The sequence below is a fragment of the Limnohabitans sp. 2KL-51 genome (genome assembly GCF_003063645.1).
In the GTDB taxonomy this organism is placed as follows: Bacteria; Pseudomonadota; Gammaproteobacteria; order Burkholderiales; family Burkholderiaceae_C; genus Limnohabitans_A.
The window spans coordinates 196,725-222,744 of the sequence record NZ_NESJ01000004.1; the positions used below are offsets into that span (position 1 = coordinate 196,725).

Annotated in this window: 21 protein-coding genes; 5 read left to right on the top strand and 16 right to left on the bottom strand. The window is 55.6% G+C overall.

Annotated elements, in window-relative coordinates:
• Positions 1-2: 2 nt before the first annotated feature.
• The 13 genes from B9Z49_RS05535 to bchF are packed head-to-tail and all read right to left on the bottom strand — an operon-like array spanning position 3 to position 15,720.
• Entirely contained in the window at positions 3-1,586 is a 1,584-nt protein-coding gene (locus B9Z49_RS05535; RefSeq protein ID WP_108352431.1) for a phytoene desaturase, read from the bottom strand.
• A 19-nt stretch (positions 1,587-1,605) separates the two neighbouring features.
• The gene (gene puhE, locus B9Z49_RS05540; RefSeq protein WP_108352432.1) at positions 1,606-2,409 is read right to left on the bottom strand and encodes a putative photosynthetic complex assembly protein PuhE; all 804 of its coding nucleotides are present in this window, start codon (positions 2,407-2,409) and stop codon (positions 1,606-1,608) included.
• A gap of 23 nt (positions 2,410-2,432) precedes the next feature.
• Complete coding sequence (gene acsF, locus B9Z49_RS05545; RefSeq protein WP_108352433.1) at positions 2,433-3,509, bottom strand: magnesium-protoporphyrin IX monomethyl ester (oxidative) cyclase; 1,077 nt, start codon at positions 3,507-3,509, stop codon at positions 2,433-2,435.
• Positions 3,510-3,548: 39 nt separating this feature from the next.
• Positions 3,549-4,019 (bottom strand): photosynthetic complex assembly protein PuhC, encoded by a 471-nt coding sequence (gene puhC / locus B9Z49_RS05550; RefSeq protein WP_108352434.1) that lies wholly within the window; start codon positions 4,017-4,019, stop codon positions 3,549-3,551.
• A complete protein-coding gene (gene puhB, locus B9Z49_RS05555) occupies positions 4,016-4,687 on the bottom strand; it encodes a photosynthetic complex putative assembly protein PuhB (protein WP_108352435.1) in 672 nt (223 codons plus the stop codon). The genes puhC and puhB overlap by 4 nt, the downstream gene beginning before the upstream one ends.
• 46 nt (positions 4,688-4,733) lie before the next feature.
• Positions 4,734-5,495, bottom strand: a complete 762-nt coding sequence (puhA, locus tag B9Z49_RS05560) for a photosynthetic reaction center subunit H (RefSeq protein ID WP_108352436.1) — start codon at positions 5,493-5,495, stop codon at positions 4,734-4,736.
• Between the two features lie 21 nt (positions 5,496-5,516).
• On the bottom strand, positions 5,517-6,917 hold the full coding sequence (locus tag B9Z49_RS05565; RefSeq protein WP_233254522.1) for a BCD family MFS transporter: 1,401 nt from the start codon (positions 6,915-6,917) through the stop codon (positions 5,517-5,519).
• 32 nt (positions 6,918-6,949) lie between these two features.
• On the bottom strand, positions 6,950-7,648 hold the full coding sequence (gene bchM, locus B9Z49_RS05570) for a magnesium protoporphyrin IX methyltransferase (RefSeq protein ID WP_108352438.1): 699 nt from the start codon (positions 7,646-7,648) through the stop codon (positions 6,950-6,952).
• An 11-nt stretch (positions 7,649-7,659) separates the two neighbouring features.
• The gene (bchL, locus tag B9Z49_RS05575; RefSeq protein WP_108352439.1) at positions 7,660-8,568 is read right to left on the bottom strand and encodes a ferredoxin:protochlorophyllide reductase (ATP-dependent) iron-sulfur ATP-binding protein; all 909 of its coding nucleotides are present in this window, start codon (positions 8,566-8,568) and stop codon (positions 7,660-7,662) included.
• Entirely contained in the window at positions 8,565-12,362 is a 3,798-nt protein-coding gene (locus B9Z49_RS05580; protein WP_108352440.1) for a magnesium chelatase subunit H, read from the bottom strand. Before B9Z49_RS05580 ends, bchL begins: the two co-directional genes overlap by 4 nt.
• Positions 12,331-13,917: a ferredoxin:protochlorophyllide reductase (ATP-dependent) subunit B gene (bchB, locus tag B9Z49_RS05585; protein ID WP_108352441.1), complete on the bottom strand. Its 1,587-nt coding sequence runs from the start codon at positions 13,915-13,917 to the stop codon at positions 12,331-12,333. The genes B9Z49_RS05580 and bchB overlap by 32 nt, the downstream gene beginning before the upstream one ends.
• A gap of 13 nt (positions 13,918-13,930) precedes the next feature.
• Positions 13,931-15,220: a ferredoxin:protochlorophyllide reductase (ATP-dependent) subunit N gene (locus B9Z49_RS05590; RefSeq protein ID WP_108352442.1), complete on the bottom strand. Its 1,290-nt coding sequence runs from the start codon at positions 15,218-15,220 to the stop codon at positions 13,931-13,933.
• On the bottom strand, positions 15,217-15,720 hold the full coding sequence (gene bchF, locus B9Z49_RS05595) for a 2-vinyl bacteriochlorophyllide hydratase (RefSeq protein ID WP_108352443.1): 504 nt from the start codon (positions 15,718-15,720) through the stop codon (positions 15,217-15,219). Before bchF ends, B9Z49_RS05590 begins: the two co-directional genes overlap by 4 nt.
• Before the next feature lie 349 nt (positions 15,721-16,069).
• On the opposite strand from bchF, the gene B9Z49_RS05600 reads away from it, so the two are divergent.
• From B9Z49_RS05600 to B9Z49_RS05620, 5 genes are all read left to right on the top strand, one after another.
• Entirely contained in the window at positions 16,070-16,684 is a 615-nt protein-coding gene (locus B9Z49_RS05600; RefSeq protein WP_146188469.1) for a cobalamin B12-binding domain-containing protein, read from the top strand.
• Positions 16,685-16,807: 123 nt separating this feature from the next.
• A complete protein-coding gene (ppsR, locus tag B9Z49_RS05605) occupies positions 16,808-18,202 on the top strand; it encodes a transcriptional regulator PpsR (RefSeq protein WP_108352445.1) in 1,395 nt (464 codons plus the stop codon).
• Positions 18,203-18,279: 77 nt separating this feature from the next.
• Entirely contained in the window at positions 18,280-19,203 is a 924-nt protein-coding gene (gene chlG, locus B9Z49_RS05610; RefSeq protein WP_108352446.1) for a chlorophyll synthase ChlG, read from the top strand.
• Positions 19,200-20,546 (top strand): BCD family MFS transporter, encoded by a 1,347-nt coding sequence (locus B9Z49_RS05615; protein ID WP_108352447.1) that lies wholly within the window; start codon positions 19,200-19,202, stop codon positions 20,544-20,546. Before chlG ends, B9Z49_RS05615 begins: the two co-directional genes overlap by 4 nt.
• On the top strand, positions 20,543-21,751 hold the full coding sequence (locus B9Z49_RS05620; RefSeq protein ID WP_108352448.1) for a geranylgeranyl diphosphate reductase: 1,209 nt from the start codon (positions 20,543-20,545) through the stop codon (positions 21,749-21,751). Before B9Z49_RS05615 ends, B9Z49_RS05620 begins: the two co-directional genes overlap by 4 nt.
• 151 nt (positions 21,752-21,902) lie before the next feature.
• Here the strand turns inward: B9Z49_RS05620 and bchO are convergent, their stop codons facing one another.
• Genes bchO through bchI form a run of 3 tightly spaced genes read right to left on the bottom strand, consistent with a single transcriptional unit; the run spans position 21,903 to position 25,770 of the window.
• Entirely contained in the window at positions 21,903-22,805 is a 903-nt protein-coding gene (gene bchO / locus B9Z49_RS05625; RefSeq protein WP_108352541.1) for an alpha/beta fold hydrolase BchO, read from the bottom strand.
• A gap of 7 nt (positions 22,806-22,812) precedes the next feature.
• Positions 22,813-24,720, bottom strand: coding sequence for a VWA domain-containing protein (locus B9Z49_RS05630; protein ID WP_108352449.1), 1,908 nt, complete (start codon positions 24,718-24,720; stop codon positions 22,813-22,815).
• A gap of 9 nt (positions 24,721-24,729) precedes the next feature.
• On the bottom strand, positions 24,730-25,770 hold the full coding sequence (gene bchI, locus B9Z49_RS05635; RefSeq protein ID WP_108352450.1) for a magnesium chelatase ATPase subunit I: 1,041 nt from the start codon (positions 25,768-25,770) through the stop codon (positions 24,730-24,732).
• Positions 25,771-26,020: the final 250 nt, after the last annotated feature.

Below are 26,020 nucleotides of genomic sequence, written 5' to 3' on the forward strand. Positions count from 1 at the left end.
GGTCAGACGAAAGATTTGACATCGGGAACCACCTGTTCAAGCATTTTTGCGGACATCAAGACACTGGGTACGCCTGCGCCTGGCTGGCTGCTGGCTCCCACCATGAACAAACCTTCTACGTCCTGGCATCTGTTGTGTGGCCGAAACCATGCACTTTGTACCAAGATGGGTTCCAGGCCAAAACCTGCCCCTTTGTAAGACCACAAGCGGTCTTGGAAATCTTGCGGCGTGGTGACCTTAGACGACACCACATGCTGCTTCAGATCGGGCAACACACTTTCTTGCAGCACGGTGGCAATGGCATCGCGGTACTGCTCGGTGATCGCAGGCCAATCGGTCTCACTGCTCAAATTAGGCACCACCGACAGTGCATAAAAACTGTCGCAACCCTCAGGCGCAAGGGATGGATCGGTGGCGGTGGGTCGGTACAAATACAAACTGAAATCTTTGGACAGCTTGTGATTTTTGAAAATATCTTGCAGCAAGCCTTTGTAGCGTGGGCCCAAGACCATCATGTGGTGCGGTACATCTTCGTACCTTCGGTTGGTGCCGAAGTACCAAACAAACAAGCCCGACGAATACTTGCCTTTGGCAATCCGTTTGTCGGTCCAGTGCTTGCGGTGCTGTGGTTCTATGAGGTGGCGGTAAGTCCAAGAAGCATCGCCGTTGCTCACCACGATGTCGGCCGGCAAGTATTCACCGTTGGCCAACTCGACGCCTTTGGCACGGCCATCCTCGACACGGATGCGTGTGACGGGCGCGTTGTAGCGAATGGGCACTTGGCGTTCATCGAGCAACTTGACCAATTCTTTCACAATGGCGCCAGTACCGCCCATGGCAGAGTGAACCCCCCAGCGGCGCTCTAATGAATGGATGAGGGAATAGACGCAAGTGACTGAATAAGGATTGCCGCCAATGAGCAAGGGGTGAAAGCTCATGACGATGCGCAATTTGGGGTGCTTGATGTGCTGAGCCACCAAGCTGTAAATGGAGCGCCAAGCTTGCATGCGGGCCAAATTGGGCATGGCCTTGATCACATCGCCAATGGTTTCAAAGGGCACCATGCCCAGCTCGACAAAACCCAGCTGGAAACACTTCTCGGAAGCCACCATCAGGTTCTTGAAACCTTGCACATCTTCGGGGCTGAACTTGGCAATTTGCTCCAGCATCTGTTCGTCGTTGTTGCTGTAGTCAAAGTGGGTGCCATCGTCAAACCGGATGCGGTAGAAGGGCGACATCAAGCGCAGATCGACGTGGTCTTTCATCTCTCGACCACACAGCGTGAACAGCTCGGCGATGAGGTGCGGCAAGGTGATGATGGTGGGGCCCGCGTCAAAGGTAAAACCATCTTGCTTGTGCACATACGCACGGCCACCCGGTGCATCGAGTTTTTCCAGCATTTGAACGCGATAACCTTTGACGCTCAAACGTATGGCGGCAGCCAAGCCACCGAAACCGGTGCCAATCACAATGGCCGTCGGTGGACGATCTCCCAAATCTGACGCTGAGCCCGTTGGATGGTTTTGAAGACCACCACCTCCCTCTGAGCCCGCGTCGGCATGGATGGATTTGAAGAGATTTGTCATGTGAGTCTAAGTGGGCAGGCTAAACCGGCGGCACATGCGCCGCGTAGGGCGCAGGGGTTGCTGTGTTCTGCTTGCGAATGGCCCAGCGCCACAATGCCGTGGTGTCCAGTGGCAGCACCAGCATCAGGTGTTCGAGAATGGCCAATGCCAACATGGTGCCCACCAAGACCGAGCCCACCACTTGCGCAGGTGTGGTCATGGGCTGATTTGCAAAGTCAACCAACCACCACAAACAGGCACTGGCTGAGACCACAGCGAAGGGGAAAAATGCGTTCATACGGCGGCGCTTGAAAAAACTTTCCAAATACGCCAAATGAACAGGCAAAAATTCTTCGCTCAGGTTGCGCACACCCAAAAACAGGTTCAGCTTGGCACTGGTGCGCATGGTCCATAAAACCAAATAAGTGCCTGTACCCACTTGGTTGGGTGCATCCCAGGTGATGGCCACAATGGCCAAGCCCACCATGAGGATGGCCAATTCATGCCAAACCACCGCATTGAAGGAGGCCGCAAACCGCGGCCAACCTGTTGTACTTTTCAAGATGGCTGTTTTTTGCGGGCCGGTGATCCAACCCGTTAGAAAACTCAACTCGTTCCAACCCCAAGCCAGCAAGGCACAGGTGAAAGCGCAATAGGCGCCCGTGATGCCGGTTTGCTGAGCGGTATGTGACAAACCCAACAAGGCGCCAATGCCTAACGCAGAAGAAATGACCAAACTCAAGGTGACTGCAGTGCGCGACATGCGATTCAAAAGGATCACAATGCCCGTGCTGAACCACCAGATGAAAATCGCAAATCCCAATGCAATCAAGGTGTCGGTCATCCTTGGCTTTCAGTGTTTGTTCATCACCAAGCAGGCACCATGCGAACATCAGCGGGCAGCGCGTGGTGTTTCACCGGCAAAAAGTACAAGCGAAGGAAAGTGAGGCCACCGGCAATGGCCCAACGTGCACGCTGGAGATTCCCCACCAAACCACCCTTGGCCTTGGCCGCATCCATTTGCGTTTGAATGTGGAACAGGTGCGACATGCATTCCCTAAAGACGGGGTTGTCAATGTCCAAGCTCACAGGGAAGACTTGCTTGGTTATTTCGTTGGTGATGCGGAATACTTCGTAGTCGTAGGTGGACGACTCCAGACCCATCTCTTGGTGCAGCATGGGGCGAGTATGGTCACGAACGTACATCGTGGCATAGACGGCGACCAAGAAAAAGCGAATCCAAAAAACATTGCCACCACGCAGCAAATGCGGATTAGCGCGCATGATCAATGCAAAAGATTCGCCATGGCGAAACTCGTCGTTGCACCAGCGCTCAAACCACCTAAAAATAGGGTGGAAACGTTTGTCTGGATTCTTTTCCAATTGACGGTAAATGGTGATGTAACGGGCGTAGCCAATTTTCTCGGACAAATAGGTCGCGTAAAAAATGTACTTGGGCTTGAAGTAGGTGTAGGCCTTGGTGCGCTTCAAATTACCCAAGTCGATCCCCAAGCCAAAGTCTTTCAATGACTGGTTGATGAAACTGGCATGGCGAGACTCGTCTCGTGCCATGTAACGCATCAACTGTTTGATATCGGGGTTCTCCACATTTTTGAAAATTTCGTTGTACAGAATGCAACCTGAAAACTCTGAGGTCAGTGATGAAATCAAAAAGTCTAAAAACTCTTGGCGCATTTCAGGACTGACTTGTGAGAATCTTTCGGCCAGTTCTTTGGCAAACTCTTCATCACGCTGGAAGTGATCATGGTTATTGTCACCCTCGTATTCCGCCATCATTTTGTCCCACTCCGCTCGCATGGGGGACATGTCCAGTTTGTCCATGGCAGCAAAGTCTGTCGTATAAAAGCGTGGGCTGAGCATCGTGCTCTCGACGGCTTTATTAGACGCTTTTTCAGCGCTGTCAATGGTTGAAGTGGTTTGCATAAACGAATATCCCAGTTTCTTAAAAAAGCTGTTGCGTCTTTATTCAGGCTGCATGGCCAAGAACCGTGCAAATTCACCCGTATTGGTCGGTCCAAAGGACTCCAAGTCCACCCGTTGTCCAGTGCTTGGGTCAAATAAAGTGACGCGGCCATCCACGCGGGCAATCAATTCAAAGGGCAATTCAGAACCAATGCCCCGTGAGTACCTCTCACGCGTGAGTGCGCGAAGAGTTCCTCGCACAAAGCCTTGCTCGCCTTGCAAAACTGTCAAGGTTTTTCCAGTCACGCCGTCTTCCACACGGACACCACCGTCATTGTGATCCTGAAAAACCAGTGATCGTTGGACAGTGGGGGCTGCGGCTTTTTGGTCCGGACCGTTGCCGGTGATGCGAACCAGTCCGACAGAAATGAGCGAGAACGCGATGATGCCCGCCGCGCAATACAAAACCCACTGAGGGAAGTGATCCGGTGCGATTTTGCGTGTCAAGGTTGATGCTTGCAATCCGCTCATGTCAGACTCACTTGAAGTTCATTTGAATTGGGTTTTCCACTCGTAACAAAAGCAGTCGCATTAGCAGGAAGACCCGTATTTTGTGACCATGCCTCTCGCAACTTGACGGACACCTCTTCAACGTGGGGTATGGCGCGCAGGGAGGGCTCGGGTTTGTTAATTTTCCAGGGCCTCACACTGGGCCATAAGTGAATCCATGCAATGCGGTCTGAACCTTTCAACGTCAAAGTGATGTCCCCAAAACCGTTCTGCAACCTCCGAATATCCGCTGATGCCACTTGTTTTAACGGGAAGTTGAACGACACGGTGAACACGATGCCCAAACGCATGACCACCCGCTTGTTGGTCAAGGTATAAACCGTCGTGCGAGAAGTCATGTAAGCCATCAGCCACACGGAACCCAGGCCGATGATGGCCAATGGCGTAATCCATTTGATGGACAGCAGCACTGCCATAACACCAGCGCCTTCTTCCAAAGCCGGCCACGCGCAGGCCACAATGAGTACCGCAAAATAGATGATCAGCTTTTTGATGTGAAAGGCCGAAGAGGCAAGCGCTGCAACTTCTGGTGAGCCTTGCCAAACTATGAACTCATCAGAGGGCAACCTTTCAGGGAGGCCGTACTGCGGTTCAAACTCGTATTCATGACCAAGGTTTTCGATGGGCATTTGATTCCTCTTCAGCTGTTCATTCTGCACGCATGGCTGTGAAACCTTAAATCAGTGGCTCACTGCGCTTGGCATCGGCATACAAAGTTCCGGCCCCGTAATAAGCACTGATTTTTTCTTCTTCCAATTTTGTGACTTGGTCTGGATTTTTCAGGGCAGGCACATCAGCGAAATGACGTGCATAGACAGCATGCACCTCAACTTGGTTTCTGCGAACTAGGGAAAACGTGATGGGCAGCAAAACGGTGCGGCCACCCGCGATTTCAACTTCCAAATATCGGAACATCATTTCAGCGGAATCAATCCAGATGTCTTTGACGGTGCCACCTTGTTTGCCATCGCCAGCCATGACGGGCAGGCCACGTGGGTCGACGTCTTGCGCTGCGACGGTGTAATCGCTGGCGATCCGCAAAGGTTGAATCAGCGGCACCCCATGGGATGTCCGTTCGGGGACATCTTCGCGCATGGTGTATGCGCCTGGGCCGACGGATGCAATCATGGCGTTTCCAGTGGGCTCAATGGGAGCGCCTGTACTTCGATTACTTGCCACGGCGTTGTAGGCCGGCTCTTTGCGTGTCAGATCAGGCACCGTGACGCTTTTGCCGCCTTCAAGCAAGAAAGTTTTGGGGGCGGGAATGGGGAACCCTTTGACCACGGCGCGTCCGCTGCTGCTGGACTCCAGGGGATAGCCCTCGCGGTGGTTTTCCGCGACCAGATACCAAATCAGGCCTGCAAAAAATATCCAAAATACATAAAGCAGTATTTGGGCTAAATCGACATAACCAGTGATGTTGCCAACTGTTTGCATAACGTCTTCTCCTTTGAACAATTAAATGCGTGACTCGGTCAAACCGAGGGTTGGGGGGACAGCGATAGAAAAAGAAGTGTTGCGTTTGACCAAGGGACCAACCGCAACCAAGGTGAGAAACAACAAAAGCATTTCAACGTGGTAAACCATGCTGTACGCCACCGAGGGGTCCGTCAAACCCTCGCCCAAAGCGCCTTGCGAGGCCAGTGTGTTCACGATGTCGCGCAATGCACCGCCAAAGAACATGGCCAGGCCTGCGGCGGCGGCTTGCACCGCGCCCCAAGCACCTAAGGCCAAGCCTATAAAGTTCGACTCGATGCGCATGGCGGTGAACAATGTGCCCACCGCAAACAAGCCGCCACCAAAGCCAATGCCCATGGCGCCAAACCTGAACAGCCAACCCGCATCCAGGGGCGCTGAAAAAATCACGGCTGCAAATGCAGGTAAGCCTGCCAATGCCCCATAAGCGGCAAGACGCATCGGGTCAACGCCTTTGGCCAATTGGCGGCCAGCCACATAAAAACCCAATAAGCCACCCGCAGACAACATGGCAGTCAGAGCGCTGGTGGCACCCACACTCAATTTCAGAATTTCACCACCATAGGGCTCCAGCACAATGTCCTGCATGTTGAATCCCATGGTACCCAAAGCCGTGGCCCATAAAAACCGTTTGGCGTGGGGTAAAGCGATGAATTCGGCCCAAACCTCTTTGAATGGGCGACGAATTTCGGTTTTCATGGCCTTGACACGTTCATGATTGCGAGGCTCTTGCTTCCAAAGCGCGACGCAGTTGAGCAGCAATACCACCAGCGCCGTTCCCTGCACGACTTGAACCAAAATTTCTGGTGTGAAGTTGGCGAGCAAAAAGCTGTACACCAAACTGCCAAAGACGGCTCCGACCAAGAGCATGGTGTACATCAGTGCCACGACACGTGGCCGAGTTTCTTCACTGGCTTGGTCGGTGGCCAAAGCCAAGCCTGCAGTTTGCGAAGTTTGCAAGCCTGCGCCCACCATCAAGAATGCAATGGCAGCAGCGCCTTGACCCACCCACTCAGGCACAGGAACCTGTCCTCCACCCGACAGGACCAGCAATGCAAAAGGCATGACTGCAAGCCCCAAAAATTGAATCATGGTGCCGCCCCACATATATGGCACCCGGCGCCAGCCAAATGCAGAGATGTGGACATCGGATTGGTAGCCCGTGACGGCCCTGAAAGGCGCCACCAGCAGGGGAAGGGCCAACATCAATGACACCAACCAAGCGGGCACAAACAATTCCACAATCATGACGCGGTTCAATGTCCCAATCATCAAGGCGGTCGTGATGCCCATGGTGAACTTGAACAGTGACAAGCGCAACAAACGGGCCAAGGGCAAGCCAGGGCTGGCCACATCCGCAAACGGGAGCCAGTTCGCAGGCATTTGTTTTGCAAACTTGGAAAATGTTTTGGCTCTCATGAGCGGACCCACTCCATCGCTTTGGATTTGTAAAAGCCGCTCGACACTTTGTGCGCGCGGGCACATTGCCAGCCGTTCAACGATGGATGCGTCTTCATCAACTCAGCAATGCGTGTCTCAGCCATCGGCTCTAGCCAAGGTGCACGGTCGCCCCTTGGAAGCAAACGACCCACAGAGATCATCAAGGCCAACATGGGTGTGCGGGGTGCAAAGGTAAACACAATGGACTGGCTGGTGCGCTCAGCCAACTGTGCCAATGCATGGACAGCATCTTCGGTGTCATAGTGAATGATGGAATCCATTGCCACCACATGGTCAAAGTGCCCCAAGCCTTTGTCGAGCATGTCGCCGCTGTGAAACTCAACCAAATGTGCGACATCCGCTGGAATTCTTTCCCGCGCCAAGTCGACCAAGGTGGGGGATAAATCAATGGCCACCACTTCAGCGCCTAGGCGGGCAGCCTCTACAGCCAAAGCACCGGTGCCACAACCTGCATCCAAAATGCGTTTGCCTTTGAGGTCTTGACCTAACCATGACACCAAAGTCGACCGCATTTGATCGCGCCCTGCTCGAACCGAGGCGCGAATGCGACCCACCGGCGCATCGGAGGTCAATTTTTCCCACGCGGCAGCGGCTGTACGATCGAAGTAGTTTTCGATTTGGCCGCGGCGTTGTTCGTAAGTGATGTCACTCATGATTCAAAACCTCAATCGAAGCCCAACAGATCAAAAATATCGCGGTCTTTCATGGGAACTGCGGAATAGGCCTCGCCGCCCAACCACATGTTGGCCGCCAGTCGCATGTACTCTTTTTGCACGGCCTCCAGTTCGGGTGAGTGCTCCATCTCAAACAGGGTGGATTTTTTCAAGCGGCTGCGGCGAATCACATCCAGATCAGGGAAATGAGCGGCCAGCTTCAAACCAATGCGGTCGTTGTACTTGTCAATTTGATCGGTGGCAGCACTGCGGTTAGCAATCACGCCTCCCAAACGCACGTTGTAATTTTTAGCCTTGGCGCCAATGGCTTGCACAATGCGGTTCATCGCGAAGATGGAATCGAAATCATTGGCGGTCACGATCATGGCGCGATCGGCGTGTTGCAAAGGCGCTGCAAATCCACCGCACACCACATCGCCCAACACGTCAAAAATCACCACATCGGTGTCTTCTAACAAGTGGTGCTCTTTAAGCAGCTTGACGGTTTGACCAACGACATAACCACCGCACCCTGTGCCTGCGGGTGGTCCGCCGGCTTCCACACACATCACGCCGTTGTAGCCTTCAAACACAAAGTCTTCGACGCGCAATTCTTCAGCGTGAAAGTCCACGCTCTCCAGCACGTCAATGACCGTAGGCAGCATCTTCTTGGTCAGTGTGAAAGTGCTGTCGTGCTTGGGGTCGCAGCCAATTTGCAAAACACGTTTGCCCATTTTGGAAAAGGCAGCAGACAAATTAGACGATGTGGTGCTCTTGCCAATGCCGCCCTTGCCATAAATGGCAAAGACTTTGGCATTGCCAATTTTCACATCCGGGTCCAGCTGAACTTGCAAGCTGCCCTCTCCATCCAATTTCTGATTGCGTTTCACTGTGGGAAATGGCAAGGTTTCAACGTTCATGCGGGAGCTCCTTCATATACGCCTTCAAGGCGATCTTCCAATTCTTCGCTGGCTTGGCGAAGGGCTTGCAAGGTCTCGGCATCAGGCTGCCAATAGTTGCGTTCAAATGCTTCGATTAAACGGTTGGCCACGCGGGCTGAGGCCGTTGGATTCAGTTTGGCCAGGCGATCACGCATGGCGGGGTCCAGCATGAAAGTCTCAGACAGTTGCTTGTAAACCCAAGGTTGCACTTGGCCTGTGGTGGCAGACCAGCCCATCGTGTTGGTCACGTGAACTTCAATTTGACGCACGCCTTCGTAGCCGTGCTCCAGCATGCCTTCGTACCACTTGGGGTTGAGCATGCGGGTGCGGGTTTCGATGGACACTTGTTCATTCAAAGAGCGCACAGCGGCGTTGCCCTTGGTTTGATCACCGATGTAAACGGGTGGTGTTTTACCGCCTTTGGCCGCCTTCACCGCTTGGGTGATACCGCCCAAGGTGTCAAAGTAGTTGTCCACGGTGGTGACGCCCAGCTCAACAGAATCCAGGTTTTGATAGGTCAGTTGCACATCGGCCAAAGCGGTTTGCAACAGCGCTGTTTGTTGCACGGCACGTCCCGTGCGACCGTAAGCAAAACCTTTGCGGCGCTTGTAAGTCTCAGCCAATTCGCCTTCATCGTCCCAGCGGCTGCTTTCCACCAAGTTATTGACGTTGGAGCCGTAAGCACCTTCGGCATTGCCGTAAACGCGCAACGAGGCGGTTTCCAAATTGCAGCCATGCTCTTGCTGGTAAGCCAGTGCATGCTTTCGGACCCAATTCATTTCCAAGGGCTCGTCTGCCGATGCCGCCAGATAAGCAGCCTCGGCCAAGAGCTTGATTTGCAGTGGCATGAGATCACGGAAAATGCCTGACAAGGTCATGATCACGTCAATGCGAGGACGTCCCAATTCCTCTAAGGAGATGAGCGTGGCACCTGCGATCCGGCCATAAGTGTCAAAGCGGGGCATGGCCCCCATCAAGGCCAAGGCCTGTGCAATGGGCGCGCCTTCGTTCTTCAGGTTGTCGCTGCCCCACAACACCATGGCAATCGATTCTGGCAAGGGGTTGCCATCGGCACAGTGGCGATCAATCAACAACTGGGCTTGCACTTTGCCATCCCGAACGGCCATGGCGCTTGGAATTCTGAAGGGGTCAAAACCGTGGATGTTGCGGCCCGTTGGCAACACAGCCGGTGTGCGCAAAATATCGCCACCTGGCGCTGGACGAATATAGCAAGCGTCTAAAGCGCGCAGAATGGCAGACACTTCGGTGTCAACAGCCAGGTGAGCTTGTGGTTCCACCAACTCACGCAACACATCCAAGCTGGCGTGGTTGCGCGGCAAGCCTGCAGCCGTCAAAGCACGCTCTGGCGAATGACCTTCTACCAAGGCCTCGACAGCCGCACGATCCAGTTGCATGCCATGGTTGGCATCCGCCATGGCCAACAACATGTCAACCTGCTGGGCTGGGCTGGTGGCACGACCGGCCACATGCAAACCATGCGGAATCAGCGTGTACTCCAGCTCGAGCATTTCTTCGCCCAGACGCATCACTGTTCGGTCCAACTCGGAGCCCATGACAGTCGCGTCCCATGCTGGCTCTGCTGCCACCAAATCCAGTTCGACAGCTTGGGCTTGAATGACAGCAGCCAAAGCGAAACGCTCGCTGTTGCCACTTTCCAATGCGCGCCAGCGCTCAAGCGATGACTTCAGTTCATTCAAACCTTTGTACAAGCCCGCTTGTGCAATGGGCGGTGTCAGGTAACTGATCAAGGTCGCGCCTGAACGACGCTTGGCAATCGCCCCCTCTGAAGGGTTATTGGATGCGTAGAGATAGATGTTGGGCAAATCGTCAATCAAACGATCGGGCCAGCAGGTACCGCCCATGCCTGATTGTTTGCCTGGCATGAATTCTAGTGCGCCGTGCGTGCCAAAGTGGAGTACCGCATGGGCTTTGAAATCCTCGCGCAGGTAGCGATAAAAGGCAGAAAACGCGTGTGTAGGTGTCAAGCCTTTTTCAAACAGCAAGCGCATGGGGTCACCTTCGTAGCCAAAAGAAGGCTGCACGCTGATGAGCACATTGCCAAACTGTTTGCCCAGCACGAAGATGGAACTGCCGTTGCTCAATTGACGCCCGGGTGCGGGGCCCCACTGCGCTTCAATTTCATTCAGCCAGCGCTCTCGGCGCACATGGTCGTTGGCAGAAATCAAGGTGTGCACGTTGGCGTCTGCACCGTATTGCGAGGCGTTGCCGTGCAGCACGGCATCGCGCAAATCGTCGATGCTTTTCGGTACATCAACTTGGTAGCCTTGCGCTTTCATGGCGGTCAGGGTGTGCCACAAAGATTCAAAAACCGACAGGTAAGCGGCACTGCCGATGTTGCCTGCATTGGGCGGAAAGTTGAACAACACAATGGCCACGTTGCGGTCTTGCCGCTCGCTTCGCTTCAAGGCCACCAACTTGCTGACCCGTGCGGCCAACATGATGGCGCGCTCTGGGCACGAATGCATGTCTTGCGCGTTGGTACTCTCACCAAAAGTACAAGCATGGTGACAGCCTGTGCAGGTCACACCTGCTGCGCCTGGACGCCCACCAAAAACGATGGGGCTGGTCGAGCCGTCGAGTTCTGGAATGGCCACCATGATGGTGCTTTCCACCGGCAACAAACCACGGTCAGAGCCGCCCCATTGGTCAAGCGTCTGAAATTCAACGGGATGCGCGGCCACGTAGGGCACATCCAGTTTGGCCAATACCTCTTCCGCGGCCTTTGCATCGTTGTAGGCAGGGCCACCGACCAGCGAAAAACCACTGAGCGAGACCACGGCATCCACGCAAACTTGGCCGTTTTGGATGAAAAAAGCATCAATGGCTGGGCGGGAGTCCAAGCCGGCTGCAAAAGCCGGAATCACGCGCAAACCCTTGGCCTCCAAGGCCGAAATCACGCCATCGTAATGACCCGCATTGCCCGACAGCAAATAGGAACGCAACAACAAAATACCGACGGTGCCTTTTACAGTAATGCCTTGTGGTAAAGGCAAGGCTTGGGCGTCTTCACTGTACCTTCCGCTCATTCGGGGGTGGTACACACCTACTTCGGGATAGTCAACTGGCGCCTGAACCTTGATCTGGCCGCGCAGTGATTTGCGAGGACCATCGGCACCGCGGTCAATCAGGTGGCGCACCATGTTCAAGACATTGTCGTCAGAGCCACCCAGCCAATATTGCAAGGTGATGAAGTAAGAGCGCACGTCTTGTGCGGTGCCGGGAATGAAGCGCAGCAATTGAGGCAAGCGGCGCAACATCTTCATTTGTGTGGCACCACCTGTAGCGGGCTTGTCTTTGCTGCCGCCACGCAATTTTTTCAACAGCGCCATGGGGCCGCTGGCAGGTTTGCTCATGTCAAACTGACCAAAGCGCGTGAGTTGCGTCACCTCGGTGGCGCTGGCCATGCAAACCATGGCATCGCAGTTCATGCGACGGGCGCGCAGATCGTCCAAGATGGGTAGAAAGTGGTCTTCTAGGAACAACATGCCGCACAACACAATGTCGGCTGAGGCAATGTCGGCCTTGCATTTGGCGATGAGCGCATCGTTGCCCGCATATTCTGAAGCTGCGTGCAGTGACCATGTGAGACCAGGAAAATCACGCTTCAATTGGTCATTGGCACGGTTGAATGAACTTGCAAAGTGCGTGTCCATGGTCACCACCACCATTTTGATGGGGGCGCTGTCACGAGGACTGAGCTTAGGACTGTGAGTAGTAAGCTTTAGATTCATACAGTGTCTCCGTCGTGATCACCGAGATGCCGCGTTCGGTGGCGTATCGCTCGGTATTTCGCCGGGCCTTGCCGCGGACGAAAAATGGTATTTTTTTGAGCTCTTTCTCTGCGCCTGCATCCCATGCCGCTACGGTGATACTTTCTGAAGCGGTGGACGCGTGGGTCGTTTGTGGCTGATCCAAGGGCATCGCTTTTAATGTGTCTTGCTGACTTTGCGCATGGACACCACCGCCCAAGTGAGAAGGCGCAGCATCTTCATGGAATTCTGAATCGCCGCGGAACATCCCAATCAGATGCTCTTCCAGGCCCATCATCAGGGGGTGCACCCAGGTGTCGAACAACACGCTGGCGCCCTCAAAGCCCATTTGAGGTGAGTAGCGAGCAGGGTAATCTTGCACATGCACTGGGGCTGAAATGACCGCACACGGCACACCCAAACGCTTGGCAATGTGTCGCTCCATTTGGGTGCCCAGCACCAACTCAGGATTCAACTGCGCGATGTGTGCTTCTATTTCCAAATAGTCGTCACTGATCAAGGGCTCCACACCGTAAATCTTTGCGGCGTCACGCACTTCTCGCGCAAACTCTCGGCTGTAAGTGCCAATGCCCACCACCGTGAAGCCCATTTCTTGCGCTGCCACTTTGGCGGCGGCCACGGCATGTGTGGCATCGCCAAACACAAACACCCGTTTGCCCGTCAAGTAGTTGGAATCGACCGAGCGGCTGTACCAAGCGGCTCGTGACACGGCCTTGGACAAGGTGGCTTCTGGATCGAACCCGGCAAGTTCTGCGACTTCCCGAATAAAAGCACAGGTTGCGTTGTGCCCAATGGGGATGGTTTTGGTGAAGGGCTGTTGAAAATTGCGTTGTAACCACTGCGCGCTCAATTGGGCAATTTCAGGGTAGAGAACCACATTGAAATCTGCATCGGCCAAGCGCGCGATATCGTCAGGAGTGGCCGTCAAAGGGGCCACTACATTGATCTCCACGCCCATGTCGGTCAGCAGCTTGCGTATTTCTGCCAAGTCATCGCGGTGCCTGAATCCCAAGGCGGTGGGGCCCAAGATGTTGCACCGTGGCTTGGCAGACTCTGCCCTTTGATCGGCGGTTTTGGGAGCAGCCAGGTGACGAACCAGTTGGTAGAAAGTTTCTGAAGCGCCCCAATTTTCTTTGCGCTGATACGACGGCAACTCCAGGGCCACCACCGGTATCGGCAATTGCAGGGCTTTGCACAAACCGCCCGGGTCGTCTTGAATCAATTCGGCCGTGCAAGAGGCACCCACCAGCATGGCTTTGGGGGCAAATCGCTCAAACGCATCGCGCGCAGCGGTCTTGAACAATTCGGCGGTGTCGCCGCCCAAGTCTCGCGCTTGGAATGTGGTGTAAGTGACGGGCGGGCGTTTTTGCAAACGCTCGATCATGGTGAACAGCAAATCGGCGTAAGTGTCACCTTGCGGGGCATGCAACACGTAGTGCACGTCTTCCATCGCCGTGGCCACCCGCATCGCGCCCACATGAGGCGGCCCTTCGTAAGTCCAGAGTGTCAATTGCATGGTGTGGACTCCTTTAAGCGGCCAGGCGCATGCGGCGCACCAAAGGTCTGGTGAAGAGCTCGGCCAGATCGCCCGCTTGGTCAAAGCCCTGAATGGGGGTGAAGACCAACTCAATCGCCCACTTGGTGGTCATGCCCTCGGCTTCCAAGGGGTTCGCCAATCCCAAGCCACACACCACCATGTCGGGGCGCAGTTTGCGGCATCGGTCCAGTTGTTTTTCTACATCCTGGCCTTCAGAGACCAGGGTGCCTGCGGGTAGCCATGCCAATTCCTTGGCCATGTGCTGGCGGTGCAAGTACGGTGTTCCCACTTCCAGCAAACGCATGCCCAGTTCGCGTGACAAAAATCTGGCCAAGGGGATTTCCAGTTGCGAGTCTGGGAAAAAGAAGATGCTTTTTCCATCCAAGTGCAGTTTGGCTTTGGCCAGTGACGCCATGGCCCTGGCCTGAGGCGCGCTCACAGCGGCTTCAAATCTTTCAGGCGAGACATCAAATGCCGTGGCCGCTGCTTGCAGCCACGCCCTGGTGCCTTCCACGCCCAATGGGAACGGTGCGGGCAACAGCTTAGCGCCACGCTCTTGCAGAACTCGGGCGGTATCGGCCAAAAAAGGTTGCGCCAAGAGCAAGCGCGTGTTGGCACCGATGCTGGGTTGGTCATCGGCACGGCGCGGCGGGAAAAAGCGCACACGCTCAATGCCCATGTGGTTCAGAATCCGCACAAACTGGTCTTCCACCACATCGGCCAAGGTGCCGACGATCAGCAATTCAGGGGCGGGATTCAATGCAGGCGTGCGAAGTTCAGGCACCATCGAGGCCAAGCATGCATCTTCACCTTGCGTGAAAGTGGTTTCGATGCCGCTGCCCGAATAATTCAGGATGCGCACCGAGGGGGAGTATTGCGTTGACAGCCTTGAGGCTGCACGTGACAAATCCAGTTTGATCACTTCCGAAGGGCATGAGCCCACCAAGAACAGCAATTTGATTTCGGGACGGCGCGACAGCAGTTGATTGACCACCCGATCGAGCTCGGTATGGGTATCAGCCAAGCCAGCCAAATCACGCTCGTCGATGATGGCGGTGCCAAACCTGGGTTCGGCAAAAATCATCACGCCGGCTGCCGACTGAATCAGGTGCGCACAGGTCCGTGAACCCACCACCAAAAAGAAGGCGTCTTGGATTTTTCGGTGCAGCCAGATGATGCCGGTCAAACCGCAGAACACTTCTCTTTGCCCGCGCTCGACCAGCGGGATGACATCGGTGCAGCCTTGGGCGGCTTCGGCTCGAATGGGGATGACAGGGCTCATGAGATCACCTGAGCATTCGAAGCCATCGTGGCTTCGGGGATTTTTTGTAGTCGGGCCATGCGCAATTTGCGAATGTATTGCGCCGCATTGATGGCGTAGGTGCCGTAGGCGGCCAGAGCCAACCACAGTTGGTCAGCAGAGGACCATTGGCCTTGCCACCACACCCACAGGTAGGCGGTATGCAAGGCCAGGACCACCATGCTGACCACGTCTTCCCAGAAAAATGCGTGTGCAAACAGGTATTTGCCATAGACCACTTTTTCCCAGATGGAGCCCGTGATCATGATGGCGTAAAGCACCAGGGTTTTGACCACCACCGACGCCAAGGCCCAATCGGTGTGCTCACCGGTTTTCAGGCTGTTCAATACCAGGTACAGACTGACCAAAAAAACCAAAAATTGAACAGGCGCCAAGACACCTTGAACCAATGTCCACTGGGTTGCATCACGTCGAGCGCGTTGCTCTGGCGTGTACAAAGCCTGGGGTTGGGACTGCTGCATCTCTGACCTTTTTGAACATCAACTGAGCTCACTTTAAGGACTGAAGCAGCGAGTGTCAATATAAATTGACAATAAACGTGACATTCAGGGTTTACACCTAAATGGGTTGGCTCCAATTTACTTCACACTAGAGCGTCAAATCGAACAAGAGGTGGTTGTAGTGGCTCAATTTAAATTTGAGAAGGCGGCTGTTTCACAGAACAAACGGTGGACGTTTGAAAGTCAAGTTTCAAAGGCCAATTTTCGTCTGGGCGCCAGTCCACGTCTGGTTGGCGGCTCGACATTTGACCAAAAGTCAGCGCTCGATCACCGCCAGGTGGTCTTGCTGGCTGAGGCTGCCCTCAACAGCATGGATGCAACCCGGGATATCTTGATGGGGTGGCACCGGCAGGGCCACGCATTGGCGGATATTTACCTCAGCGGCATAGGACTTGCAGCCCAATTATTGGGGGAGCGTTGGTTGTCCGACGAGGTCGACTTTGTCCATTGCACCATCGCCCATTCCCGACTGCACCAAACCTTACATGAATTCAGCGCTGAATTTCTATCGGAAGGCTGCGCTCAGCCCAACGGCTTGAACTTGCTGCTGATGACCGAGCCCGGGTCACACCATGGCTTAGGGGTTTTCATGTTGAGTGAATTTTTCCGCCATTCGGGCTGGAATGTGACCCTCTGTTCCCCCCAGGACATGGCCGAATTCAAGCGTGTCTTTCAATCGGATTGGTTTGATGCGGTGACCCTGTCCATGTCTACGGATCGCCATTTAGACGCTGTGGCCCAGGCGTTGTCAGACATCTTGCCCCTGTTGGTGAACCCGAATTTGAAAGTGTATGTGGGCGGCCCCATGGCGCAGATTGCGCCCCTGAGGCTGAGTTGGCCGGGGACCTGTCTCTTGAATGGAAAGGCCGATGAGGCCGTGGCCATCGTGACGCAGTCGGTCAAAAAGGCCGATCGTCAACCTTGAGTGACATTGGGTCTGTCTGAATAATCCCTCATTCATAACCCGTAATTTCATTTGAAGTCACAATGTGTATAATAACCATTAAATAAAAATGGTTTTTCTGCCCGCCACCACCCAAAGTCATTCATGAACATTGAACAGCTCGAGCCACACACTTTCTCCAGGTTATTGGGGATGGTTTCGGATGTGAGCCTGATCATCAATAGTCAAGGCGTGGTCGAGGATGTGTCAACAGGACAGGACATGATGGCTTCCTTGGGCTGCCAAGCTTGGATTGGCAAGCGCTGGAAAGACACGGTCACGGTGGAAAGTAAACTAAAAATTCAAGACTTGCTCCAAGTTCAAGCCGATACCCCGTCCCTCCTGTGGCGGCATGTTAACCATCCCACCCCCTCGGGGGGGGAGGCCGCTATCCAGTACATCACGGTCAACCTCAAAGGGCATAAGCTGCTGGCTGTGGGGCGCAACATGGAGCGTTTGGCCGAACTGCAACGCCGTTTGGTGGAGACGCAACAGTCGGTGGAGCGTGATTATTTGAGGCTGCGGCACATTGAGGCGCGTTACCGCGTTTTGTTTGAATCCTCTCCTGAAGCCGTGATGGTGGTTGATGCCCATTCTTTCCGCTTGTTGGAAGTCAATGTCGGTGCGCAAGCGCTGTTCAAAGACGCTGGCAAACGCTTGGTGGGGCGGGATTTTCGCGAGTGCTTTGAGTTGGGTAATCAAGGTGAAGTTCAGGCCTTGCTCAGGACCGCACTGGCCACCGGTCGTATTGAAATGTGCTCAGCCAGCATGTTCGGTTCGGCGTCGGTCATGACGGTCTCTGCCACGGTCTTCAGGCAAGAGGGAGGTGCGCAGTTTTTGGTGCGCTTGACCCCGCAAGAAAGCTCGGCGGCTGTGGGCCTGGAGTCAGATGTGTCGGCCGTTCTGAGCCAGGCCATGGCGCATTTCCCAGACGGATGGCTGCTCACCGACACCTCAGGCACGGTCAAAAGTGTCAATGAAGAAGGCATGGCGCTTTTGGGTTTGACGGCCGCATCCCAAGTGATCGGGCAACCTCTTGAGCGCTGGTTGGTCAGGGGTGCAGTCGATTGGGGTGTTCTGAACACCTCATTGAAGCAACAATTGACGGTGCGAAATTTCGCCACCGAAGTGACCACTTTGTCGGGCATGACCTTGCCCGTGGAGATTTCAGCGGTTTATTTGGCCAAGCCAGAGCCGTTGTTCGCTGTGTTTGTTCGAGACATGAACCGCCGCATGCAAGGGACTTCCCTTGCTGCCCAGGCGCTTCCCAACCCCTACCTGGAGTTGTCGCAGTTGGTTGGGCGTCGGCCCATCAAGGACATTGTGGGCGAAACGGTGGACACCATCGAGCGCATGTGCATTGAGGCGGCGTTGGAGCTCACGCACAACAACCGCGCCTCCGCCGCCGAAATGTTAGGGCTCTCGCGGCAAAGCCTGTATGTCAAGTTGCGTCGCTTTGGCATTTTGTCGGACAACGACCCCGATCCATCAGCCCTTTGATGGCGGAGTGTCTCAATTTTTTTACACTCAGTGTAAACAATGATTGACAGCATCGGAAGTCTTCTCATAATGGGCGCATGGACACCCAGAGCCTTGAACTGACAAAACCGCTGATCCGGCCGCGTTTGCGCACCGTGGCGGAGTTGCTCAAACCGATCACTTGGTTTCCACCGGTATGGGCTTTTGCCTGTGGTGCCGTCGCTTCGGGCCAAAGCCTGTCAGACCATTGGTTGTTGATTTGTTCGGGGCTGATTTTGACTGGGCCCCTGGTTTGCGCCAGCAGCCAAGCGGTGAATGACTGGTTTGATCGCCATGTGGACGCCATCAACGAACCGCAAAGACCCATCCCTTCAGGCCGCATGCCTGGCCAATGGGGCTTGGGCATCGCTGTCTTGTGGACGGTTCTGTCTTTGCTGTGGGCCACCCTGATGGGCACTTGGGGCTTTGTGGCTTGCGCCCTGGCCATTGCCTTGTCTTGGGCCTACAGCGCGCCACCGGTGCGACTGAAAAACAATGGTTGGTATGGCAATGCGGCATGTGCGCTCAGTTACGAAGGCTTGGCATGGCTGACTGGCACGGCCGTCATGTTGGGTGGTGCGTGGCCGGGTGAGAAGGCGATTTACTTGGCCCTGCTGTACAGCTTGGGTGCCCACGGCATCATGACCTTGAACGACTTCAAGGCCATCGAGGGAGACCGGCAAATGGGGGTGGCCTCTTTGCCCGTTCAGCTGGGGGCCTCGGGCGCGGCGCGTGTGGCCTGTGTGCTGATGTGGCTGCCCCAAGTGGCGGTCGCTGCGCTACTGATGCATTGGCAATTGCCTTGGCATGCCTTGGCTGTGCTGGTCTTGAGTTTCTTGCAGTGGCCCTTGATGTGGAAATTTTTGAAGCATCCTATTGAGCGGGCTTTGTATGTCAGTGCTTTTGGGGTGCCCCTGTTTGTCAGCGGCATGATGGTCAGTGCCTGGGGCTTGCGCCAGATCAATGCGATGGGGGTCTCATGAACGCTCAAATCTTTGGTTGGTTGGACATCATCCGTTTGGGCCTCATCCAAGCTTGTTTGGGGGCGGTGGTGGTGGTGACGACCTCCACCCTCAACCGCATCATGGTGGTTGAGTTGGCACTGCCCGCGTTGTTGCCGGGTTTTTTGGTGGCTTGGCATTACACAGTACAAATGGTGCGTCCGCGCATGGGCTTTGGCGCAGATCAGGGTCGGCGCAGTACGCCTTGGATGATGGGCGGCATGGTCGTTTTGGGGGTGGGCGGTATGCTGGCGGCCTTGTCGACTCTGTGGATGGCCACTTCGCTTTGGCAGGGCATGGCCTTGGCCGTGCTGGCCTTCAGTCTGATCGGCTTGGGTGTGAGCGCCTGTGGCACCTCACTCTTGACGCTGATGGCCAAGCGTGTACCGGCTGAGCGTCGGGCGCAAGCGGCCACCACCGTGTGGCTGATGATGATCATGGGTTTTGCCGTCACCGCTGGCGTCGTTGGAAAACTGATTGACCCCTACACGCCCGATATTTTGTGGCGGGTGTCGGCAGGCTTGAGCATTTTGACCACGGTGCTGACGGCCCTGTGTCTGTGGGGTTTGGAGAAGCCCGATGCACAGGGGGTGTCCGAGAAACCCAGTATCCCTGTCAATTTCAAGCGCACCTTGCAGGGCATTTGGGCCGAGCCTCAGGCGAAAACCTTCACGATTTTTATCTTCCTGTCGATGCTGGCCTACAGCGCGCAAGATTTGATTTTGGAGCCTTTCGCAGGGGCTGTTCACGGCATGTCGCCTGGCCAGACCACGCAGCTTTCTGGGTGGCACCACATGGGGGTCTTGGTGGGCATGCTGTCTGTGGCCGTGGCCAGTTCGCGCTGGGTCGCGGGGCGCCTGGGTTCTCTGCAGGTCTGGATGTGGGGTGGTTGCTTGCTGTCTGCCCTGGCCACGGTGGGCTTGTCCCTCTCGGCGACAGCCATCTTGGCAATGCCCTGGCCCATCAAAGCCAATGTGATTTTCTTGGGCGTGGCCAATGGCGCGTTCTCAATTGCCGCCATTGCCACCATGATGCGTCTGGCGGGTGAAGGAGGTTCTGGCACCGAGGGCACGCGCATGGGCTTGTGGGGCGCTGCACAAGCCATGGCGTTTGCCATGGGGGGATTGGTCGGCACCGGTGCGAGTGATTTGGCGCACTGGGTGCTGGGCGAGTCTCAGTCCGCATATCAGGCGGTATTTGCATTTCAAGCACTGATGTTTTTGGCTTCAGCATGGGTGGCTTTGCGCATTCGCGCAGCGCACACCACGGCCCAGCACAAAGCACCAGATCATCAAGTCTTATGGAAAGATGGGGCAACCACATGACAGCAACTGATTTTGATTTCGTCGTCGTTGGGGGCGGCCCCTCTGGTGCCACCGCTGCACATGATTTGTCGAGCGAGGGTTGGCGCGTCTTGTTGCTGGACAGGCAAGGGCGCCCCAAGCCTTGTGGGGGTGCCATCCCCCCTCGCTTGATCAAGGATTTTAATATTCCAGACCATTTGCTGGTAGCCAAAATCAAATGCGCCCGCATGATCTCGCCGGCGGACAAGCAAGTCGACATGCACATCGACAACGGCTTTGTGGGTATGGTTGATCGGCAAGATTTTGATGAATTTTTGCGCGTGCGAGCAGCGCAATCGGGTGCGATTCGCCAGCAGGCCATCTTTGACAAAGTTGAACACGATGCCGAAGGCACTTTGTGGGTCCAGTACACACCCGTCTCAGGCAAGGAGCATGCGGCCATTGAGCCAGCCAAACCGGTCAAGGTCAGCGCCCGAATGGTCATCGGAGCCGATGGGGCGCGCTCTGAAGTGGCGAGGCAACAAATCCCATTGTCCGATCGCACAAAGTATGTGTTCGCTTACCACGAGATCATCCAAGCCCCGTTGGAAAAGCAATCGCACGATGGCGAGCGTTGTGATGTTTACTACCAGGGCGAAGTTTCCCCAGATTTTTATGGCTGGGTATTTCCGCATGGCAAAACCATGAGCGTGGGAACGGGCAGTGCCGACAAGGGTTTTTCTTTGCGCGGTGCAACAGGCCACCTGAGAAAAGCAGCCGGGCTTGCCGACATGCCCACACTGCGTCGTGAAGGGGCACCGATTCCTTTGAAGCCCTTGCCGCATTGGGATAACGGCCGCGATGTGCTGGTGATCGGCGATGCAGCGGGGGTGGTGGCACCCTCCTCAGGAGAGGGTATTTATTACGCCATGGACTGCGCGCGCACCATGGCGCATGCAGCGCACATGGCTTTGAAAACAGGCGACCCCAAGTGCCTCAAAAAAGGCCGTCAGCGTTTCATGAAACAGCATGGGAAGGTGTTTTGGATTCTGGGCATGATGCAGTATTTTTGGTACCAAAATGACAAACGTCGTGAGAAATTCGTGAAAATTTGCGAAGACAAAGACGTGCAGCGGCTCACCTTTGAGTCCTATATGAACAAAGAGCTGACCCGCAGGGATCCCATGGCGCATCTGCGGATTTTCCTGAAGGACACCGCCCATTTGCTGGGACTGGCCAAAACCTGATGGGTCGATGACGGAGGGCGCAAGAAAAACTTGGGCCACCCTCAGGTCAGGGTGCTCTTGGGCGCGCCTGTTTTCATGCTGGTGAATACCGTGCCACAAATGTTCGGTGCCGATGCCATCTCCAACAACCCCCTCGAGTTGTTGTCCTTCCTCAAAGGTTTTGTGCCCAAGGCTGACCGCAGTCTTTGAAAATCAGGGCGGCTGTGCCCTGCGGGTCTTCTTCGTGCGCCAAGTGGCCCAAGTGGTGCTGCAGATGCAGTTTGGCGTGTGGCATCAAGCTGCAGGCTTCTTGCGCCAGTTGGGGCGGTACCGTTTTATCGGCCGAGCCGACCAAAATCGACACCGGGTTGGCGATGCGGTGAAGGGTGCTGGACAAAGCTTGCAGTTTCCAAGCGGCCATCATGGCCAGCACACTGTGCACATGGCCTGGGTGACCGAAGACACGCCGGTAAAGTGACATGCCTTCCTCGTCCAGTTGTGAGCCCGTTTGGTCCATCGATTTGGCCAACAGGTTGGGGCGGTTGGCCAATTTGGCTGTGGCCCAAGCAGACAGTGGATTGAGGGCTGCCAATTTGGCGGTGGGGCCGAAAATCCAAGATGGCAATCCAGGAATAGGCAGCCAAGCCGGATTCATGCCGATCAAATGCGTCTGCGACAGCGCGCCTTGGTGCAAGACCATGTGGGCGGCAATGGCTGCACCCGCGGAGTGGCCTGCGATCACGGTGGGCGTGATGTCCATTTGCAGCAGCAAAGCCCTCAGCCCTTCGGCCATGCCGTGCAGTGACAGACTGTCGTTACTGCCTCTGCTGGTGAAGGCGTGACCAGGCAAATCTGGCGCAATGACTTGAAAGTGTTGGCTCAGCAAGGGCATCAGTCCACGCCAACTGAAACTGCCTGAGCCGGTGCCGTGTAAGAGCAACAGGGCGGGGCCTTGCCCCATGCGCTGAACATGCCATCGAATTCCACCCGCGTTGACAAAATGGCTCTGCGCTGCATGGGGCCAAGCGTGTCGATGTTCGGCCCAGTCCATGGTGGGGTAAAACCGCTCGTACATCATGCGCTCAAAGTCGACTTAAGTTGTCCATCGCCGAGGCCATTCGTTGCGCTTGAACCTGCGGCATGGGCAGGTAATGGCCCCCCATGGTGCTGGCCATGTTTTGCACCTGCGCATCGGGTTTAACCGAGGTGTCTATCCACATAGAACGGTGCCCAGTGAGCCGCCACTGCGTCGCCCACTGAACCGCATCGGCTTGGGCTTGCGCGCGCCCACCCACGCCGGCCAATGAGATGTTGGCGCGGCCGTCACTCAAAACCACCAAGAGGGGGGTGACCCCTTGCCGGTGCAACTGCTGGGCTTGCTCGCAGGCCATTTTCAGTGCCAAAGCCAAAGGTGTGCCGCCGCCGCCGGGCAGTCCCGTCATGGCCCGCTTGGCGCGCACCAATGAGCGCGTCATGGGCAACAGCAATTGGGCTTGCGCGCCTCTGAACGCCACGATGCACACGCTGTCGCGGCGGGCGTAGGATTGTTGCAGCAGCAGCTCGACCGCCCCTTTGGCTTCTGCCAGGCGTTGCAGTGCGGCCGAGCCTGAAGCGTCCAGGGCCAAGATCAGGCAGGTGGCGCTGTTTTGTTGGTAACGGTGGACATGAAAGTCTTCTGCACGGATGGCCACACGCGCTGAATGGGTGCCGTTTCTCAAGCGTTGCTTGGGCGCGGCAGCGCGCAAGGTGGCCAAAACGTGCAAGCGCGCGAGCCCGCCTGGTCGTCCCGGCCGAGGGGGCAGGGGCCTGCCGCGCTGCATGCCCGATCGCACTGTGCCGCTGCGCCCCGAGCTTTGGCCTGTATTGCTGCCTGTCTTGGTCATCAGGCGCTCCAAAATATTGGCAGGCAAACTCGCCAGCGCGGCCGCAATCAGCAACTCCTTCAGATCTTGCGGACTCGGTTCATTCACCTCGGAGCTGTCCTGTTCGCTTTCATCGGAGGAGGGCGGTTCATGGGCATCGGTGGGCGGTGGCGGGTCTTCTTGTGAAGGGGACTGATCAGGCTGGGATTCTGATTCTTCCGTTGACTCTGAAGCCGCTTTGGGCTCAGGTTCTTGGGGTGTGGTCTCTGTGGGGTCGGACGCGTTCTCGGGGGGTGATGGCCATAGGGTCGCCCTAGGGGCCAGCACAGCGCGGGTGGAAAATGCCAAATCTTCTTGCACCACTTCGCTTCTCGAATGCAAGGCGGCGTGGACGCAAGCCACCCTTAGCGCCAAGCTGGGCACGCGCAAGGAATCGATGCCCAGCGCCATGGCGGTGGCGCAGATGGCCGTGGCCTGCTCATCGTTGAACTGCATGTGTTGAAGCAATGGGCGCATCTCGGCCAAGGACTGCGCAGGTAAAACAGCATTGACAGCACCTTCGTCGATGTCCTTGTTTTGTAACGCGAACGCCAGATCGGAGACCGCAGAGGGGGGCAGTTCTTGCAGGTTCAGCCAAAGCCCCAGGCGTTCTTGCAACGCCGGGCTGATGGGCGGATCGTCACCCACGGACTCGTCCAAGGCAACGACACCAAAGGTGGTCTGAGCGGGTGGACTCGCGCTGTCGTTCATGCGCAAAGGGGGCAAGCATTGGGTGTCCATGGCTTGTGTCAATGGGGCCATCAAGGACGCAGGAAACCGCTCCGCCATGCTGATGCAAACCAAGCCCTGGTGAGCTTGCGCCAGCAAACCCGATTGCAGGTGCAATTGACCGGTTTGCAGCGTGAGAGACAAATCGATGCCCCCCAACAAGCGTTCCAAATCGACACTGCCTGGCAGCTTGATGGTGTTCATCTTTGTGTTGGCGAGCTGTCGCAGCCATTGATCGCGCACAGGGCCAAAGGGGGCTCGAAGCCACACACCGCCAAAGCCGTGGGGGTCAATTTGCAGCAATTGCAACGCGGTCAGGGCATCGTTCCAGGTTTCCAGATCTTGCAGCGCGTTGGACATGGTGGGCCCTCAGGTCGCCAAAATGTCTTGTAGGCATCTTTGCACGCGTTCGCCTGAATCGGTGTCATCCAGAGGGTTGCGGCGCAGGCGATGGCGCAAGGCCAGGGGGGCAATGGTTTTCAGGTGTTTCGGTTGAACCGCTTTGTCACCCTGCATGGCCGCCAGCGCCCGCGTGGCGCGCAGCAGCGTCAATTCGGCACGCAGGCCATCGGTGCCCAGTTGCTGGCACAGCCGAGCGCACAAGGTGAGCATCTCATCGTCCACCACCACCGTTAAGAGTGCTTTTCTGGCTTTCACGATGCGCTTTTGCAGCTTGTTGTTTTCCGATTGCCATTGGGCTTTGTAAGCCAAGGGGTCTTTGTCAAAGGCATCGCGGCGTTTGATGACCTCGACCCGCAAGGCCACGTCTTGCGGTGTCTTGACATTGACCGACAGACCAAAACGGTCCAGCAACTGCGGGCGCAGTTCGCCCTCTTCAGGGTTGCCGCTGCCTACGAGCACAAAACGGGCCGGGTGGCGAATGGAAAGGCCTTCGCGCTCCACCAGGTTTTCACCCGAAGCGGCCACGTCGATCAACAAATCCACCAAGTGATCGTCCAGCAAATTCACTTCATCTATATACAAAAAACCCCGATGGGCTTGCGCCAGCAAACCGGGCGAAAACTCTTTGATGCCCTGCGACAAGGCTTTCTCTAAATCCAGTGCACCCACGATGCGGTCCTCGGTGGCCCCCAAGGGCAGGTCCACCACGCTCACAGGGCGTGTCTCAGAAATTCGTTTGGTGGCCTTGGCCGGTTGAATGCTGGCAGGGGGCGTACAGACAGGGCAAGCCTCGGCCGGTTTCGTCGGATCGCATTTGTAAGGGCAACCCTTCACCACTTGAATCGGCGGCAGCAAGTCTGCCAAAGCCCGAACTGCGGTGGATTTGCCCGTGCCCCTGTCACCCAAAACCAAAACACCGCCCACCGTGGGGTCGATGGCCACCACTTGGATGGCCAAGGTCATTTCGTCTTGTCCGACGATGGCTGCAAAGGGAAACGTAGAGGCCATGAAAGTGTTCAGAGGGATTGCGGAGTGAACATCATCTAAAAATCAAGAAGAAATGTCAAGTTTAATTGACACAATGTGATTTTGAGCAGTCAACGATGCAGGGGTCTTGGACCGACCTGTTTGAGATTTTTTTAAACGGTTCTCCAATAGAAAAAGCTTTATAGGTGCCTTTATGACCTGAGAGATTTTTTAAATAAATTGGAATAAAGTGTCAATTTTGCTTGACGTTTTTGGAAATGACGGTAAATTG